Source organism: Winslowiella toletana (genome assembly GCF_017875465.1).
GTDB lineage: Bacteria > Pseudomonadota > Gammaproteobacteria > Enterobacterales > Enterobacteriaceae > Erwinia > Erwinia toletana.
Genome location: NZ_JAGGMQ010000001.1, coordinates 2,394,502 through 2,411,137, shown reverse-complemented (window position 1 = coordinate 2,411,137; position 16,636 = coordinate 2,394,502). Strand labels below are relative to the sequence as shown.

Sequence of the window (16,636 nt, the reverse complement as noted above, 5' to 3'; positions counted from 1 at the left end):
AAGCGGCAGAAAAGGATGATTTACTGATTATGGCTCAACCTCATTTACTGGCAGAAAGAATTTCACGCCTCAGCAATGCGTTAGAGAAAGGATTGTATGAGCGTCACCACGCGATACGTCTCTGCCTGCTGGCCGCGCTGAGCGGTGAAAGCGTGTTTCTGCTCGGGCCACCGGGCATTGCTAAAAGCCTGATTGCCCGCCGTCTGAAGTATGCCTTCCAACATGCCCGCGCTTTTGAATACCTGATGACCCGTTTCTCCACCCCCGAAGAGGTGTTTGGCCCGCTGTCGATTCAGGCGTTAAAAGATGAGGGTCGCTATCAGCGCCTGACCAAAGGCTATCTGCCCGATGCCGAGATCGTTTTCCTTGATGAGATCTGGAAAGCCGGACCGGCGATTCTCAATACCCTGCTGACCGCCATTAATGAACGCCGCTTCCGCAATGGCGACCGTGAAGATGCAATTCCAATGCGCCTGCTGGTGACCGCCTCCAACGAGTTACCGGAAGCCGATAGCGGCCTTGAAGCGCTGTATGACCGTATGCTGATCCGGCTGTGGCTGGATAATGTGCATGAGAAGCAGAACTTCCGCAGCATGCTGACCCATCAGCAGGATGAGAGTATTAATCCGGTAGCGGAAAACCTCTGTATCAGCGACGAAGAGTATCGCGAATGGCAGCAAGGCATCGCGCAGGTGGCGTTACCGGATAACGTCTTTGAACTGATCTATCAGCTGCGCCAGCAGCTGGAAACCCTGCCGGATGCGCCTTATATCTCCGATCGCCGCTGGAAAAAGGCCATTCATCTGTTGCAGGCCTGCGCATTCTACAGTGGACGCAACGCAATCGCGCCTATCGACCTGATTCTGCTGAAAGACTGTCTGTGGCATGACGTGGAATCGATGAAGCTGCTGGATCGCGAAATCGACAGTCTGATCACCCAGCAGGCCTGGCAGCAGCAGCCGCTACTGATCAAATTGCAGCAGATCGGCGCGCGTCGTCTGGCGCTGCAACAGCAGCAAAGTCTCGAACAGGCGATTAAGCTGGAAAAACATGGCGGTATGTTTAGCCGTAAACCGCATTACGATCTGCCTGCCGCCCTCAGTGATGAGCAGCTGACCTTAATGCTGCAAAAGCCGCTGACCCTGCATGATATGCAGGTCACTCATCTGGTGGTGACGCGCGAGGCGCTAAATCACTGGCTGCAAAAGCCGGGCGACATTCGCGGTAAGCTGAACGGCATCGGTTTTGCCCAGACGCTGGATATGCAGGTGGATGGCAATGACTGCCTGACACTGCGTGACGCCAGCTTACAGGTTTCCCGTCTGATGCTGCCGGGCAAGCAACAGAGCGCAATGCCGGAAGAGATTGTGCAGGCGCTGGATGAGCTGGAGAATCAGCTGCGCGGTCAGCGTACGTTATTCAGCCAACATCAGCGCTGCCTGTTTATCAGCGACGACTGGCTGGCGCGCATCGAAACCAGTCTGCAGGATGTGGCTGAACAGCTGAAACAGGCGCGTAAATGATTTCGCTGGAGACGCTCAGCACCCTGCTGTCGATCGGTGAAGGTGAAATGATCGAAGAGCTGATTCTGGTGCTGCTGGCGTCGCCGCAACTGGCGCTGTTTTTCGAAAAGTTTCCCGGCATGAAAAACGCCCTGCTGCGCGATCTGCCACGCTGGAAGGCGGAGATCCTCGAAAATCTGAAAACCACGCCGGTGCCTGAACTGCTGGCGAAAGAGTTTGCGCTGTTTCAGCAATACCAAACCATCAGTACCGCCACCTTTTCGCGTCAGCTGGCGCCGCTGCTTAACGAGCTTACCGCATTGCAGTCGCCGTTTGTCGAACAGGCCAGCGGGCTGATCGCCCATGCCGATATCGATAATCTCAGCCAGGCGCAGCACACGCTGTTTCTGCAACGCTGGCGTTTAAACCTGACGCTGCAAACCCTGACGCTTAATCAGCAGCTGCTGGAGCAGGAGCGCGAAAAACTGCTGGCGGAGCTGCAACAACGGCTGGCGATTAGCGGCCAGCTGGCGCCGCTTCTCGCCGATGATGATGAAGCGGCAGCCGGACGCTTATGGGATATGAGCGCCAGCAAATTACAGTACGGCGACTATAAGCTGATTGTGCAGTATGGCGATTTCCTCGCCCGGCAGCCGGAGCTGCTGAAGCTGGCGGAACAGCTGGGTCGCAGCCGCGAAGCGAAATCAGTGCCGTCGCAGGACGCGCCAATGGAGGCTTTCCACCAGCTGGTGCGTGAACCCGACAACGTGCCGGAAGAGGTCAGCGGCCTGCATCAGAGTGACGATATCCTGCGTCTGCTGCCACCCGAGCTGGCGACGTTGGGGATCAGCGAACTGGAGATTGAGTTTTACCGGCGGCTGGTGGAGAAGCGTCTGCTGACCTATCGCCTGCAGGGCGACGCCTGGCATGAAAAAATCACCCAGCGTCCGGCGGCTCACCAGCAGCATGAAGATCAACCACGCGGGCCGTTTATTGTCTGTGTCGATACCTCCGGTTCAATGGGCGGCTTTAACGAACGCTGCGCCAAGGCATTCTGTCTGGCGCTGCTGAAAGTGGCGCTGGCGGATAAACGCCGCTGTTACATTATGCTGTTTGCTCACGATGTGGTGGGCTATGAGCTGACCGCCGACGACGGTATTGCCGAAGCGATCCGTTTCTTAAGCCAGCGCTTTCGCGGCGGCACCGATCTGGCCGCCTGTATGGAGGCGGTGGTGCGACGGATGGAAGGGCCGGTCTGGCAGGAGGCGGATGCGGTGGTGGTGTCTGATTTTATTGCCCAGCGCCTGCCGGAAGCGCTGATAAAAACCGTTAAGCAACGCCAGCAGCAGCAGCAACAGCGCTTTCATGCGGTGGCGATGTCTGCGCATGGCAAACCGGGCATTCTGCGCATCTTCGACCATATCTGGCGTTTTGATACCGGGCTGAAAAGCCGCCTGCTGCGCCGCTGGAAACGTTAAGACATCATTCTGCAAAGCTTATTTGCTATAGTCATAAATTATCCCTGAACCCTTTGGCTACCCGGGAGCATGACGTGACGCAGCAAGATAACAACAGCATTGCAGGCTTACCTGCACCAACCCGCACCCTGCTTTTAAGTGGCAACAACGTTGAGCAGAAGCGCCAGCAGATCCTCAGTTATTTCACCCAGACCTGGGAGCTGTACGAAGATCTGTTCGACTGTCTGGCCGATCAGCGTGCCTGGTTTACGAAGGCGATCTCCCTGCGCCATCCGCTTATCTTCTACTTTGGTCATACCGCCACCTTTTACGTTAATAAGCTACTGGCAGGTCAGCATCTTAATCAGCGTGTTGATCCCGCAATCGAAGCGATGATGGCCATCGGCGTCGATGAAATGAGCTGGGACGATCTCGATACCAGTCACTATCAGTGGCCTGCGGTTGAGGAGCTGCGTGACTATCGCGGCAAAGTAAAAACCATCGTCAGCGAATTTATTCAAACCATGCCGCTTACGCTGCCCGTCGACTGGAACAGTCCGGCATGGGTTATCCTGATGGGAATTGAGCATGAACGCATCCATCTGGAAACCTCAAGCGTGCTGATGCGTCAGTTACCGCTGGAGTGGGTGAAACCGCAGCCTCACTGGCCTGCCTGTCAGCAGGCACGGCATAACCGCCAGCAAGTGCCGGCTAACAAGCTGCTATCCGTCGCTGCTGGCCGGGTAACGCAGGGCAAAACTGACGACACCTACGGCTGGGATAACGAATACGGCACGCTGCATAGCGACGTCAAAGCGTTTAAAGCCAGCCAGATGCTGGTCAGCAATGCGGAATTCCTCGAGTTTGTCAGCGCCGGTGGCTATCAGCAGCAGCAGTGGTGGGATGACGAAGGCTGGGGCTGGCGGGGGTTTTCCCGCGCCGATAAGCCAACATTTTGGGTCGGCGACATTACGCAACCCGATCAGCTTAAACTGCGTCTGCTGGCGGAAGAGGTGGCAATGCCATGGGACTGGCCGGCGGAAGTGAATCAGCTGGAAGCCGCCGCCTTCTGTCGCTGGAAAGCCGATGCCAGCGGCAAATCCATTCAGTTACCCAGCGAAGCGGAGTGGTATTTACTGCGCGAGCAGCTGACGGGCGACCAGCCAGACTGGCAACAGACGCCGGGCAATATCAACCTCGCGTACTGGGCCTCCTCCTGCCCGGTGGATCGTTTCCCGCAGGGCGAGTTTTTCGATCTGGTCGGTAATGTCTGGCAGTGGACCACTACGCCGATTAACGGTCTGGAAGGCTTTAAGGTCCATCCGCTGTATGACGACTTCTCCACCCCAACCTTTGATGGCAAGCATACGATTATCAAAGGCGGCAGCTGGATCTCCACCGGTAACGAAGCGTTAAAATCCGCCCGCTATGCCTTTCGCCGCCACTTCTTCCAGCACGCTGGTTTCCGTTATGTCGTTTCCAGCCACCAGGAAACCATGATGCAGAATCCGTATGAAACCGACAGCATGGTGTCGCAGTATCTCGACTTCCAGTACGGGCCGGAATACTTTGGCGTTGCCAACTACGCTAAAGCGCTGGTGGAGATTGCCTGTCGCGTCACTGAGAAACGTGGCCGCGCGCTGGATATCGGCTGCGCCACCGGTCGCGCCAGCTTCGAACTGGCGCGTCATTTCGATCAGGTGGTGGGTATGGACTACTCGGCGCGCTTTATCGACGTGGCGCTGCAACTGACCAGCGGCGAAGATTTTCGCTATGTCACTCAGGAAGAGGGCGAGCTGGTGGAGTATCGCCAGGTGCGGCTGAAAGATTTCGATCTTGGTCCACAGCAGGCGGCGCGTATTCAGTTTGTGCAGGGCGATGCCTGTAACCTGAAACCACAGCCCGACCGTTACGATCTGGTGCTGGCGTCCAATCTGATCGACCGTCTGCGCCAGCCGAAGCGCTTCCTGCAGGACATCACCACCATGCTGAGTGCTGGTGGGGTGTTAATGCTGTCGTCGCCTTACACCTGGCTGGAGGAGTTTACACCGAAGGAGAACTGGCTGGGCGGTATCCGTGAAAATGGCGAAGCGCTGACCACTTATCAGGCGCTGCAACGTCTGCTGGCCGCCGATTTTGAAGAGATCGCCGCGCCGCAGGATGTACCTTTTGTCATTCGTGAAACCGCACGTAAGTATCAGCACACCGTTGCGCAGTTAACTTTGTGGCGTAAACGCTAACCCCCTGCTCACAGCCTGCCCGGGCTGTGAGCCTTTTCCCGTCAGTTGTGACAATAACCGGTTACTGATGGCCGATAATCGGTTAGGTTTAGTCATCTCTATTATTTAACCCTCACCGGAGTAAACAGTGGCGGACAATCTGCAAATAGATAATCTCGACCGCGGCATCCTGAATGCGCTAATGGATAACGCACGAACCGCCTATGCCGAGCTGGCTAAGGTGTTTAACGTCAGCCCGGGCACTATCCATGTGCGGGTCGAGAAAATGAAGCAGGCGGGCATTATTAAAGGCACGCGGGTGGAGATTGATCCCCGCCATCTTGGTTATGACGTCTGCTGTTTTATCGGCATCATTTTGAAAAGCGCCAAAGATTACCCTTCAGCGCTGGCGCGGCTGGAAAGTCTTGATGAAGTGGTTGAGGCTTACTACACCACCGGCCATTACAGCATCTTTATTAAGGTGATGTGCCGATCGATCGATGCCCTGCAACAGGTGTTGATCAATAAGATTCAGACCATCGATGAGATCCAGTCCACCGAAACCCTGATCTCACTGCAAAACCCGATTATGCGTACCATTAAGCCCTGACCGGTAGATAACCTTATCCACCGGATCCTCCCGCGGCGGCGTTACTGGCGCCGCAGTATCAGATTGCGAATACCCCTGCTTTTCCACAGGTAGATCCCACCTTAATCACAGAGTACAATGCCTGTCTTTGTAGCACAGGGATCCCATCATGGCCGACATTACCTTAATTAGTGGCAGCACCTTAGGCAGCGCAGAGTATGTTGCTGAACATCTGGCCGAAAAACTCGAAGATGCCGGTTTCACGACTGAAACTCTGCATGGCCCCGAGTTGCAGGAACTGCCTCTGCAGGGGATCTGGCTGTTAGTGACCTCAACCCATGGTGCGGGCGACTTGCCAGAGAATCTGCAACCGTTGTTTGATGAGATTGAAGAGCAGCAACCCGATCTCTCAGCGATACGTTATGGTGCGGTAGGCATCGGCAACCGCGAGTACGATCTGTTCTGCGGGGCTATAGAGAAGATGGATACCCTGTTAACTGCCTGTGGTGGCAAACGGATTGGTGACCGTCTTGAGATCGACGTGCTGCAACATGAGATCCCGGAAGATCCGGCAGGGGAATGGGTCGAAAGCTGGAAAACGCTGATTTAATCGTCAGAAAGAGGATCTGCGGAGCCTCTTTTACTCTCTTTCGCTGCTTTTTTTTGCCAGATCCGCGGTTTTTTTCACTTATTTTGTGCAATTTAACTGCGATCGTTTGTGGATAACTACTGTATTGACCCCCTAACAACCGGTTGTTATCCCAAGAACAAGGTTGTTCATTCCTTGACCCTGTGCATAAGTAGCCATTTTGATCCCAGCTTATACGGATCAGGATCACCGATCATTCACAGCTATCGATCCTCACTAATCGATTGATCGCCTTGATCAAAAGAGGCTTATCCACAGAGATCGACGATCCTAATAAGAGATCTAATAAAGAGATCCTTAAATAAAAAAGATCTTTCTTTTTAATACCTGACGATCCCGGTGCTTTCGCCATCGTCTAAAGTTGAGTAGAATCCACGCCCCAGGGAAATCTCCCTGACCGTCCAATCGCGAGGTGCAGTACCATGTTCTATCCAGATCCTTTTGACGTCATCGTTATCGGTGGTGGTCATGCGGGAACAGAAGCCGCGATGGCTGCTGCCCGAATGGGTCAACAAACCCTGTTGTTAACCCACAACATTGATACTCTGGGACAGATGTCCTGTAACCCGGCGATCGGGGGTATCGGCAAGGGACATCTGGTGAAGGAAGTGGATGCACTTGGCGGGCTGATGGCCCATGCCATCGACCAGGCAGGTATCCAGTTTAGGATACTAAACGCCAGCAAAGGTCCGGCAGTTCGGGCGACGCGTGCTCAGGCTGACCGCGTACTCTATCGCCAGGCGGTACGTACGGCGCTGGAGAACCAGCCGAACCTGATGATCTTCCAGCAGGCGGTTGAGGATCTGATTGTCGAGAACGATCGTGTGGTCGGTGCTGTGACCCAGATGGGACTGAAATTCCGCGCTAAAGCGGTGGTTCTGACGGTTGGCACCTTCCTCGACGGCAAAATTCATATCGGACTGGATAACTACAGCGGTGGCCGTGCTGGCGATCCGCCATCCATTCCGCTGGCACGCCGTTTGCGTGAACTACCGCTGCGCGTCAGTCGCCTGAAAACCGGTACGCCACCGCGTATCGATGCCCGCACCATCGATTTCAGCGTTCTGGCGCCACAGCATGGCGATACGCCAATGCCGGTATTCTCGTTTATGGGCAATGTGTCACAGCATCCGCAACAGGTGCCTTGCTACATCACCTACACCAACGAAAAAACTCATGACGTGATCCGTAATAACCTCGATCGCAGCCCGATGTACGCCGGGGTGATTGAAGGCATTGGTCCACGTTACTGCCCGTCGATCGAAGACAAAGTGATGCGTTTTGCCGATCGTAACGCACACCAGATTTTCCTCGAGCCGGAAGGCTTAACCAGCAATGAAATTTACCCGAACGGCATTTCCACCAGCCTGCCATTTGACGTGCAGATGCAGATTGTCCACTCGATGCAGGGGATGGAAAATGCACGCATTGTGCGTCCTGGCTATGCGATCGAATATGATTTCTTCGATCCACGCGATCTGAAACCGACACTGGAAAGCAAATATATCAATGGCTTGTTCTTTGCTGGCCAGATCAATGGCACCACCGGCTACGAAGAAGCTGCGGCGCAGGGGTTGCTGGCCGGACTGAATGCCGGTCGTCTCTCTGCCGACAAAGAGAGCTGGGCGCCACGTCGCGATCAGGCATACCTTGGCGTGCTGGTTGACGATCTCTGCACCCTCGGCACCAAAGAACCGTACCGCATGTTCACTTCCCGCGCTGAATATCGTCTGATGCTGCGTGAAGACAACGCCGATCTGCGTCTGACCGAAACCGGACGTGAACTGGGACTGGTGGATGATGCCCGCTGGGCGCGCTACAGCGAGAAGCTGGAAAGCATTGAGAAAGAGCGCCAGCGTCTGCGTGACATCTGGGTGCATCCAAAATCCGCCAGCGTCGAAGCAATCAATGGCGTGCTGAGCGCTGCGCTGACCAAAGAGGCCAGCGGTGAAGATCTGTTGCGTCGTCCGGAGATGACCTATGAAAAACTGATGACGCTGGATCTGTTTGCCCCGTCATTAAGCGATGTGCAGGCCGCTGAGCAGGTTGAAATCCAGGTGAAGTACGAAGGGTACATCGCCCGCCAGCAGGAAGAGATTGAACGCCAGCAGCGTAATGAAAATACGCTGCTGCCCGCCACGCTGGATTATCAGCAGGTGAGTGGCCTGTCGAACGAAGTGATCGCCAAGTTAAACGATCATAAACCTGGCTCTATCGGTCAGGCTTCGCGTATCTCAGGGATTACCCCGGCCGCCATCTCGATTCTGCTAATCTGGTTGAAGAAACAAGGTTTACTGCGCAAAAGCGCGTAATCAGTGAAACGGGAGCCTGACAAGGCTCCCCAATATGGAACTTGCTGTGATCAACAAACTCTCCGCTCTGCTAAACGCCGCCAATATTTCCCTGTCCGATCAGCAAAAGCACCAGCTGGTGGGCTATGTTGAAATGCTGCACAAGTGGAATAAAGCCTACAATCTGACTTCCGTGCGTGATCCGCAGCAGATGCTGGTGCGCCATATTCTCGACAGTATTGTGGTGGAGCCACACCTGCAGGGCAGCCGTTTTATCGATGTTGGCACCGGACCCGGACTGCCAGGCATCCCGCTGGCGATTGTGCGCCCTGAAGCCCATTTCACGCTGCTGGATAGCCTCGGCAAGCGTGTGCGTTTTCTGCGTCAGGTGCAACATGAGCTGAAGCTGGAGAATATCACCCCGGTACAGAGCCGGGTGGAAGATTTCCCGTCAGAACCCCCGTTTGATGGCGTTATCAGTCGCGCTTTCGCCTCGCTGAACGATATGCTGAGCTGGTGTCACCATTTACCGGCGAAACATGGCGCGTTTTATGCGTTGAAAGGGGTGTTGCCAGAGGACGAAATTGCCACTTTACCTGCGGGTTTTAGCGTCAGTAAAAGCGTGCGTCTGGTGGTTCCTCAGCTTGAAGGTGAACGTCATCTGGTGATTATTCAGGCGAATTAACCCCTGATTTAGTCTGGACATAACGGGCTGCAGCCATTTGAGTTTAGTGCTAAGCTGCGTGGAAATTAGCCTTTCGTGCATTTTCCTCCCGCTTTTTTTCCGGCCCGAACGCTATCATTCAGGTTAAATCAGCAGATGGAAATTATTCGTCATCATCCGTTACATTTAACGTTAAATTCACATCCCATTATCAAAAATATCACTTCTCTCTGTTTGTTTAAGAGAAACGATAATCACTCCGGAAAATATATCCCGGTCAGTGGCTGGCGTAAGACAAGGGATTATTGAAATTGAAAGTTTGCTGGCGATGTCAATATAAGGTTTTTATCAACGATAATGGGCGTTTTTAAAATAAATCAAAGCAGGTTTATGATTTATAAGGTTTTAGTTATTATTTTTTCAATAATAACCGCGCAAAAACCGTATAATATTTCGCCATTGTATTACTGATTTGTGATCCATAGCACGCTTTATGAGCGAGGTTTCGTTGCTATTGCAGCAAATTTACTTCGGTTTACTGTTCTTTGCGCTTTTGAAAAACAGGCTGTCAGAAAGAAATTTAAATAATTGTTCACCTTTTCGCTACTTATCCATTGAAATCGTAGGTGTGCCCCGTATAATTTGCTCGTTTTTTGCTGCTTGACTCAAATGAGTAAAGGCAGTTTTATACGACACGCGACATACCCCGAACGGGGCAGGAGAATTTAGCGTCATGTCAGTGTCTCTTTACAGTGTGAAATTTGCCCGGACCGTGCTGCTTCTTCAGCTGGTGACTTTTGTCGTAATCGGAATGCTGTTTACCCTGAAAGGTGTCACCTGGGGCGCATCTGCCATCGCCGGTGGACTGGCAGCGTGGCTGCCAAATAGTTTGTTTATGATTTTAGCCTGGCGCCTTGGCGCGCAAACACCCGCGAAAGGCCGTGTTGCCTGGAGCTTCGCCATCGGCGAGGTGTTGAAGGTGTTTGCCACGATTCTCCTTCTGATCGTGGCGCTGGGAGTCTTCGATGCGGTGTTTTTGCCGCTCGGGCTGACGTGGTTATCGGTGCTGGTTGTGCAGATACTGGCACCGGCTGTAATTAACAACAAAGGGTAAGAGGCATCATGGCTGCAGGAGAAATCTCTACTCCGCAAGAATACATAGGTCACCACCTGAATAACCTTCAGCTGGACCTGCGTACTTTCGAGTTAGTGAACCCGCACGACGCGCCGGCGTCTTTCTGGGTATTAAATATCGATTCCATGTTTTTCTCTGTGGTGCTGGGTCTGTTGTTCCTGGTGCTGTTCCGTAAAGTAGCGAAAACGGCTACCAGCGGTGTACCGGGGAAATTCCAGACGGCTATTGAACTGGTGGTAGGCTTTGTTGACGGCAACGTTCGCGACATGTACCACGGTAAAAGCAAACTTATCGCCCCGCTGGCCCTGACGATTTTCGTCTGGGTGTTCCTGATGAACTTCATGGACTTGCTGCCTATCGACCTGCTGCCGTATATCGGCGAGCACTGGTTCGGTCTGCCGGCACTGCGTGTTGTCCCTTCAGCCGACGTTAACGTCACGCTGTCGATGGCACTGGGCGTATTTATTTTGATTCTGTTCTACAGCATCAAGATGAAAGGCATCGGCGGCTTTACGAAAGAGCTGACCCTGCAACCCTTTAATCACCCGATCTTCATCCCTATCAACCTGATTCTTGAAGGTGTGAGCCTGCTGTCCAAACCTGTATCTCTGGGTCTGCGACTGTTCGGTAACATGTATGCGGGTGAATTGATCTTTATCCTGATTGCCGGTCTGTTGCCGTGGTGGTCACAGTGGATTCTGAGTGTCCCTTGGGCCATCTTCCACATCCTGATCATTTCGCTACAGGCTTTCATTTTCATGGTCTTAACGATTGTCTATCTGTCGATGGCATCTGAAGAACATTGATTTTTTTCTCAACAATACTGCGTTATAACTGAAACAAACTGGAGACTGTCATGGAAAACCTGAATATGGATCTGCTGTACATGGCTGCCGCTGTGATGATGGGCCTGGCGGCAATCGGTGCTGCGATCGGTATCGGCATCCTCGGAGGCAAATTCCTGGAAGGCGCTGCGCGTCAACCGGATCTGATTCCTCTGCTGCGTACGCAGTTCTTTGTTGTCATGGGTCTGGTGGATGCAATCCCGATGATCGCTGTTGGTCTGGGTCTGTACGTGATGTTTGCTGTCGCGTAATAACAGATTGTTCATCGGGCGCCAGCGTATCGGCTGCACGATGAACGGACTCTGCCGCTGTCTCTGATAACGGCAGATTAAGTTAACTTAACAAGAGGCATTGTGCTGTGAACCTTAACGCAACAATCCTCGGCCAGGCTATCGCGTTCGTCCTGTTTGTCCTGTTCTGCATGAAGTACGTATGGCCGCCGATTATGGCTGCCATCGAAAAGCGCCAGAAAGAAATTGCTGAAGGCCTTGCTTCCGCTGAACGTGCCAAAAAAGATCTGGATCTTGCGCAGGCTAATGCGACCGACCAGCTGAAAAAAGCGAAAGATGAAGCTCAGGTAATTATTGAACAGGCTAACAAACGCCGTGCTCAAATCCTGGACGAAGCGAAAGCTGAGGCTGAGCAGGAACGTAACAAGATCGTCACCCAGGCTCAGGCGGAAATTGACGCAGAGACCAAACGTGCACGTGAAGAGTTGCGTAAGCAAGTCGCGATGCTGGCAATTGCCGGCGCCGAGAAGATCATTGAACGTTCCGTGGATGAAGCTGCTAACAGCGACATCGTAGATAAACTGGTCGCTGAACTGTAAGGAGGGAGGGGCTGATGTCTGAATTTGTAACTGTAGCTCGCCCCTACGCCAAAGCAGCTTTTGACTTTGCTGTTGAGCATCAAAATGTCGATCGCTGGCAGCAGATGCTGGCGTTTGCCGCTGAAGTGGCAAGCAATGAACAGATGACAGATCTTCTCTCCGGCGCCCTGGCGCCGGAAGCTACATCTGCATCTTTCAACGCAATCTGTGGTGATCAACTCGACGAAGCTGGCCAGAACCTGATTAAGGTAATGGCAGAAAACAAACGTTTACCCGCGCTCCCGGACGTACTGGCTCAGTATATACAACTGCGTGCCGCATATGATGCGACCGCCGAAGTTGAAGTTATCTCTGCCAATGCTCTGAGTGACGAACAGCTGACTAAAATCAGCGCCGCGATGGAAAAACGTCTGTCTCGCAAAGTTAAGCTGAATTGCAAAATTGATAAGTCTGTAGTGGCAGGCGTTATCGTCCGCTCGGGTGATATGGTGATTGACGGCAGCGTACGCGGTCGTCTTGAGCGTCTGGCAGACGTCTTGCAGTCTTAAGGGGACTTGGAGCATATGCAACTGAATTCCACCGAAATCAGCGAACTGATCAAGCAGCGCATTGCTCAGTTCAATGTAGTGAGCGAAGCTCACAATGAAGGTACTATTGTTTCTGTAAGTGACGGTATCATCCGCGTACACGGCCTGGCCGATGTGATGCAGGGTGAGATGATTGCCCTGCCGGGTAACCGTTACGCTATCGCACTGAACCTCGAGCGTGACTCGGTAGGTGCTGTAGTTATGGGCCCGTACGCTGACCTTGCCGAAGGCATGAAAGTTAAGTGTACTGGTCGTATTCTGGAAGTACCGGTTGGCCGTGGCCTGTTAGGTCGCGTGCTGAACACGCTGGGCGCACCTATTGATGGCAAAGGCGCCATTGATAACGATGGCTTCTCGCCAATCGAAGTGATCGCACCTGGCGTTATCGAACGTCAGTCTGTTGATCAGCCTGTTCAGACCGGTTACAAATCTGTCGATGCAATGATTCCAATCGGCCGTGGCCAGCGTGAGCTGATCATCGGTGACCGTCAGACCGGTAAAACCGCGATGGCGATCGATGCAATCATCAACCAGCGCGATTCCGGTATTAAATGTGTGTACGTGGCCATCGGCCAGAAAGCGTCCACCATTTCTAACGTGGTTCGTAAGCTGGAAGAACACAACGCACTGGCTAACACCATTGTTGTGGTTGCTACCGCGTCAGAATCCGCTGCACTGCAATACCTGGCGCCGTATGCCGGTTGTGCGATGGGCGAATATTTCCGTGACCGCGGTGAAGATGCACTGATTGTGTACGATGACCTGTCTAAACAGGCTGTTGCTTACCGTCAGGTTTCCCTGCTGCTGCGTCGTCCACCGGGTCGTGAAGCCTTCCCTGGTGACGTGTTCTACCTCCACTCCCGTCTGCTGGAGCGTGCATCTCGTGTTAACGCAGAGTACGTTGAAGCATTCACCAAAGGTGAAGTGAAAGGTAAAACCGGTTCTCTGACTGCGCTGCCAATCATCGAAACCCAGGCGGGTGACGTTTCTGCGTTCGTTCCAACCAACGTAATCTCGATTACCGATGGTCAGATCTTCCTGGAAACTAACCTGTTTAACTCCGGTATTCGTCCGGCGGTTAACCCGGGTATCTCCGTATCTCGTGTGGGCGGTGCTGCTCAGACCAAGATCATCAAGAAACTGTCCGGTGGTATTCGTACCGCACTGGCGCAGTATCGTGAACTGGCGGCGTTCTCGCAGTTCGCTTCTGATCTGGATGAAGCAACCCGCAAACAGCTGAGCCACGGTCAGAAAGTGACTGAGCTGCTGAAGCAGAAACAGTATGCACCTATGTCTGTTGCACAGCAGGGTCTGGTACTGTTCGCTGCTGAACGTGGTTATCTGACTGACGTCGAACTGGCGAAAATCGGTAGCTTCGAAGCGGCGCTGCTGGCTTACGCGGATCGCGATCACGTCGAGCTGATGGCTGAAATCAACCAGTCGGGTAACTACAACAACGATATCGAAGAGAAGCTGAAAGGCCTGCTCGATACGTTCAAAGCAACCCAGTCCTGGTAACGTCTGGCGGCTTGTCCTGATAGGGCAAGCCGCAAGGCTTTGAGGAGAAGCTTATGGCCGGCGCAAAAGAGATACGTAGTAAGATCGGAAGCGTCCAGAACACGCAAAAGATCACCAAAGCGATGGAAATGGTCGCCGCCTCCAAAATGCGTAAATCGCAGGAACGCATGGCGGCCAGCCGTCCTTATGCAGATACCATGCGCAAAGTGATTGGTCACATTGCGTTGGGTAATCTGGAGTACAAGCACCCTTACCTTGCGGAGCGCGACGTTAAGCGCGTTGGCTACCTGGTCGTTTCGACCGACCGTGGGCTTTGTGGTGGTTTGAACATTAACCTGTTCAAAAGAGTGCTGGCTGATATGAAAGCCTGGGCTGATAAAGGCGTCGAGAGCGATCTGGCGATTATCGGTTCCAAAGGTCTGTCATTCTTCAGTTCTGTCGGCGGCAACGTGGTTGCTCAGGTTACCGGCATGGGAGATAAACCTTCCCTGTCCGAACTGATTGGCCCGGTTAAAGTTATGCTGCAGGCTTACGATGAAGGCCGCTTAGATAAGCTGTTTATCGTCAGCAACAAATTTATCAACACCATGTCTCAGTCTCCTCAGATCACTCAGCTGCTGCCATTACCACCAGCAGAAGATGAAGCGGATCTGAAGAAGAAGACCTGGGATTACCTGTATGAGCCGGATCCGAAAGGGCTGCTGGATACTTTACTGCGTCGCTATGTAGAGTCCCAGGTTTACCAGGGTGTTGTAGAAAACCTGGCCAGCGAGCAGGCCGCGCGTATGGTGGCGATGAAAGCTGCAACCGATAACGGCGGTAACCTGATCAAAGAGCTGCAGTTGGTATACAACAAAGCTCGTCAGGCCAGCATCACCCAGGAACTTACCGAGATTGTCTCGGGGGCCTCCGCGGTTTAACCAGGTTAAATATTAGGTAGAGGATTAAGATGGCTACTGGAAAGATTGTCCAGGTAATCGGCGCCGTGGTCGACGTCGAATTCCCTCAGGACGCAGTACCACAAGTGTACAGCGCCCTTGAGGTTCAGAATGGTGACGCTCGTCTGGTGCTGGAAGTTCAGCAGCAGCTGGGTGGTGGCGTGGTTCGTACCATCGCCATGGGTTCCTCAGACGGCCTGAAGCGCGGTCTGCCAACAGTGGACCTTGAGCACCCAATCGAAGTACCGGTAGGTACTGCAACACTCGGCCGTATCATGAACGTGCTGGGTGAGCCGATCGATATGAAAGGCGACATCGGCGAAGAAGTCCGTTGGGCTATTCACCGTCCGGCTCCTTCCTACGAAGAGCTGTCAAGCTCGCAGGAACTGCTGGAAACCGGTATCAAAGTTATCGACCTGATGTGTCCGTTCGCTAAGGGCGGTAAAGTCGGTCTGTTCGGCGGTGCTGGTGTGGGTAAAACCGTTAACATGATGGAGCTGATCCGTAACATCGCGATCGAGCACTCAGGTTACTCAGTATTTGCCGGTGTGGGCGAGCGTACCCGTGAAGGTAACGACTTCTACCACGAAATGACCGACTCTAACGTTATCGATAAAGTATCGTTAGTGTATGGCCAGATGAATGAGCCGCCGGGTAACCGTCTGCGCGTTGCACTGACCGGTCTGACCATGGCGGAGAAATTCCGTGACGAAGGTCGTGACGTACTGCTGTTCGTCGATAACATCTACCGTTATACCCTGGCCGGTACTGAAGTATCAGCCCTGCTGGGTCGTATGCCATCTGCGGTAGGTTATCAGCCAACACTGGCGGAAGAGATGGGCGTGCTTCAGGAGCGTATTACCTCCACGAAGACCGGTTCTATCACTTCTGTTCAGGCGGTTTACGTACCTGCGGATGACCTGACTGACCCATCTCCAGCCACCACCTTTGCGCACCTTGACGCAACCGTGGTACTGAGCCGTCAGATCGCTTCTCTGGGTATCTACCCGGCCGTTGACCCGCTGGACTCCACCAGCCGTCAGCTGGATCCGCTGGTGGTTGGTCAGGAACACTACGACACCGCGCGTGGCGTACAGTCCCTGCTGCAGCGTTATCAGGAACTGAAAGACATCATCGCCATTCTTGGTATGGATGAGCTGTCAGAAGATGACAAACTGGTGGTAGCACGCTCTCGTAAGATGCAGCGTTTCCTGTCCCAGCCGTTCTTCGTGGCGGAAGTCTTTACCGGTTCTCCAGGCAAGTATGTGTCGCTGAAAGATACCATCCGTGGCTTTAAAGGCATCATGGAAGGTGAATTCGACCATCTGCCAGAGCAGGCTTTCTACATGGTTGGTTCCATCGACGAAGCCGTGGAAAAAGCGAAGAAACTGTAATAACAGTTTCCCAGGAGGT

The 16,636-nt window shown here is 53.4% G+C and carries 15 protein-coding genes; all 15 read left to right on the top strand.

Going from position 1 to position 16,636, the window contains the following annotated elements; translation table 11 throughout:
- The first annotated feature begins 29 nt into the window (after positions 1 to 29).
- The 15 genes from ravA to atpD all read left to right on the top strand — a co-directional run bounded on the left by ravA (position 30) and on the right by atpD (position 16,617).
- Positions 30 to 1,523 carry an ATPase RavA gene (ravA, locus tag J2125_RS11245; RefSeq protein ID WP_017800278.1) on the top strand — a complete coding sequence of 498 codons (1,494 nt, stop codon included), beginning with the start codon at positions 30 to 32 and terminating at the stop codon, positions 1,521 to 1,523.
- A complete protein-coding gene (gene viaA, locus J2125_RS11240; protein ID WP_017800279.1) occupies positions 1,520 to 2,980 on the top strand; it encodes an ATPase RavA stimulator ViaA in 1,461 nt (486 codons plus the stop codon). Before ravA ends, viaA begins: the two co-directional genes overlap by 4 nt.
- Positions 2,981 to 3,033: 53 nt before the next feature.
- Positions 3,034 to 5,199: a 5-histidylcysteine sulfoxide synthase gene (gene ovoA, locus J2125_RS11235; RefSeq protein WP_051050826.1), complete on the top strand. Its 2,166-nt coding sequence runs from the start codon at positions 3,034 to 3,036 to the stop codon at positions 5,197 to 5,199.
- Positions 5,200 to 5,326: 127 nt separating this feature from the next.
- A complete protein-coding gene (gene asnC / locus J2125_RS11230; RefSeq protein WP_017800281.1) occupies positions 5,327 to 5,788 on the top strand; it encodes a transcriptional regulator AsnC in 462 nt (153 codons plus the stop codon).
- A 148-nt stretch (positions 5,789 to 5,936) separates the two neighbouring features.
- Complete coding sequence (gene mioC, locus J2125_RS11225) at positions 5,937 to 6,377, top strand: FMN-binding protein MioC (RefSeq protein WP_017800282.1); 441 nt, start codon at positions 5,937 to 5,939, stop codon at positions 6,375 to 6,377.
- Between the two features lie 461 nt (positions 6,378 to 6,838).
- Positions 6,839 to 8,728: a tRNA uridine-5-carboxymethylaminomethyl(34) synthesis enzyme MnmG gene (gene mnmG, locus J2125_RS11220; RefSeq protein ID WP_017800283.1), complete on the top strand. Its 1,890-nt coding sequence runs from the start codon at positions 6,839 to 6,841 to the stop codon at positions 8,726 to 8,728.
- A 46-nt stretch (positions 8,729 to 8,774) separates the two neighbouring features.
- Positions 8,775 to 9,392, top strand: a complete 618-nt coding sequence (gene rsmG, locus J2125_RS11215; RefSeq protein WP_026111598.1) for a 16S rRNA (guanine(527)-N(7))-methyltransferase RsmG — start codon at positions 8,775 to 8,777, stop codon at positions 9,390 to 9,392.
- Positions 9,393 to 10,104: 712 nt separating this feature from the next.
- Positions 10,105 to 10,485 carry a F0F1 ATP synthase subunit I gene (gene atpI, locus J2125_RS11210; protein WP_017800285.1) on the top strand — a complete coding sequence of 127 codons (381 nt, stop codon included), beginning with the start codon at positions 10,105 to 10,107 and terminating at the stop codon, positions 10,483 to 10,485.
- An 8-nt stretch (positions 10,486 to 10,493) separates the two neighbouring features.
- Positions 10,494 to 11,312, top strand: coding sequence for a F0F1 ATP synthase subunit A (atpB, locus tag J2125_RS11205; protein ID WP_017800286.1), 819 nt, complete (start codon positions 10,494 to 10,496; stop codon positions 11,310 to 11,312).
- 50 nt (positions 11,313 to 11,362) lie between these two features.
- Positions 11,363 to 11,602, top strand: a complete 240-nt coding sequence (gene atpE / locus J2125_RS11200; RefSeq protein WP_003849523.1) for a F0F1 ATP synthase subunit C — start codon at positions 11,363 to 11,365, stop codon at positions 11,600 to 11,602.
- 107 nt (positions 11,603 to 11,709) lie between these two features.
- Complete coding sequence (gene atpF / locus J2125_RS11195) at positions 11,710 to 12,180, top strand: F0F1 ATP synthase subunit B (protein ID WP_017800287.1); 471 nt, start codon at positions 11,710 to 11,712, stop codon at positions 12,178 to 12,180.
- A gap of 14 nt (positions 12,181 to 12,194) precedes the next feature.
- Positions 12,195 to 12,728 carry a F0F1 ATP synthase subunit delta gene (atpH, locus tag J2125_RS11190; RefSeq protein ID WP_017800288.1) on the top strand — a complete coding sequence of 178 codons (534 nt, stop codon included), beginning with the start codon at positions 12,195 to 12,197 and terminating at the stop codon, positions 12,726 to 12,728.
- Positions 12,729 to 12,743: 15 nt separating this feature from the next.
- A complete protein-coding gene (gene atpA, locus J2125_RS11185) occupies positions 12,744 to 14,285 on the top strand; it encodes a F0F1 ATP synthase subunit alpha (RefSeq protein ID WP_017800289.1) in 1,542 nt (513 codons plus the stop codon).
- A gap of 53 nt (positions 14,286 to 14,338) precedes the next feature.
- Positions 14,339 to 15,205 (top strand): F0F1 ATP synthase subunit gamma, encoded by an 867-nt coding sequence (atpG, locus tag J2125_RS11180; RefSeq protein WP_017800290.1) that lies wholly within the window; start codon positions 14,339 to 14,341, stop codon positions 15,203 to 15,205.
- A gap of 29 nt (positions 15,206 to 15,234) precedes the next feature.
- Entirely contained in the window at positions 15,235 to 16,617 is a 1,383-nt protein-coding gene (gene atpD / locus J2125_RS11175; RefSeq protein ID WP_017800291.1) for a F0F1 ATP synthase subunit beta, read from the top strand.
- The last annotated feature ends 19 nt before the right edge of the window (positions 16,618 to 16,636 follow it).

Coding starts and splice junctions, on each gene's coding strand:
- atpD (WP_017800291.1), top strand. CDS start 15,235: ATGGCTACTGGAAAGATTGTCCAGGTAATCGGCGCCGTGGTCGACGTC.
- atpE (WP_003849523.1), top strand. CDS start 11,363: ATGGAAAACCTGAATATGGATCTGCTGTACATGGCTGCCGCTGTGATG.
- ravA (WP_017800278.1), top strand. CDS start 30: ATGGCTCAACCTCATTTACTGGCAGAAAGAATTTCACGCCTCAGCAAT.
- mnmG (WP_017800283.1), top strand. CDS start 6,839: ATGTTCTATCCAGATCCTTTTGACGTCATCGTTATCGGTGGTGGTCAT.
- atpH (WP_017800288.1), top strand. CDS start 12,195: ATGTCTGAATTTGTAACTGTAGCTCGCCCCTACGCCAAAGCAGCTTTT.
- viaA (WP_017800279.1), top strand. CDS start 1,520: ATGATTTCGCTGGAGACGCTCAGCACCCTGCTGTCGATCGGTGAAGGT.
- mioC (WP_017800282.1), top strand. CDS start 5,937: ATGGCCGACATTACCTTAATTAGTGGCAGCACCTTAGGCAGCGCAGAG.
- atpG (WP_017800290.1), top strand. CDS start 14,339: ATGGCCGGCGCAAAAGAGATACGTAGTAAGATCGGAAGCGTCCAGAAC.
- atpB (WP_017800286.1), top strand. CDS start 10,494: ATGGCTGCAGGAGAAATCTCTACTCCGCAAGAATACATAGGTCACCAC.
- atpA (WP_017800289.1), top strand. CDS start 12,744: ATGCAACTGAATTCCACCGAAATCAGCGAACTGATCAAGCAGCGCATT.
- atpI (WP_017800285.1), top strand. CDS start 10,105: ATGTCAGTGTCTCTTTACAGTGTGAAATTTGCCCGGACCGTGCTGCTT.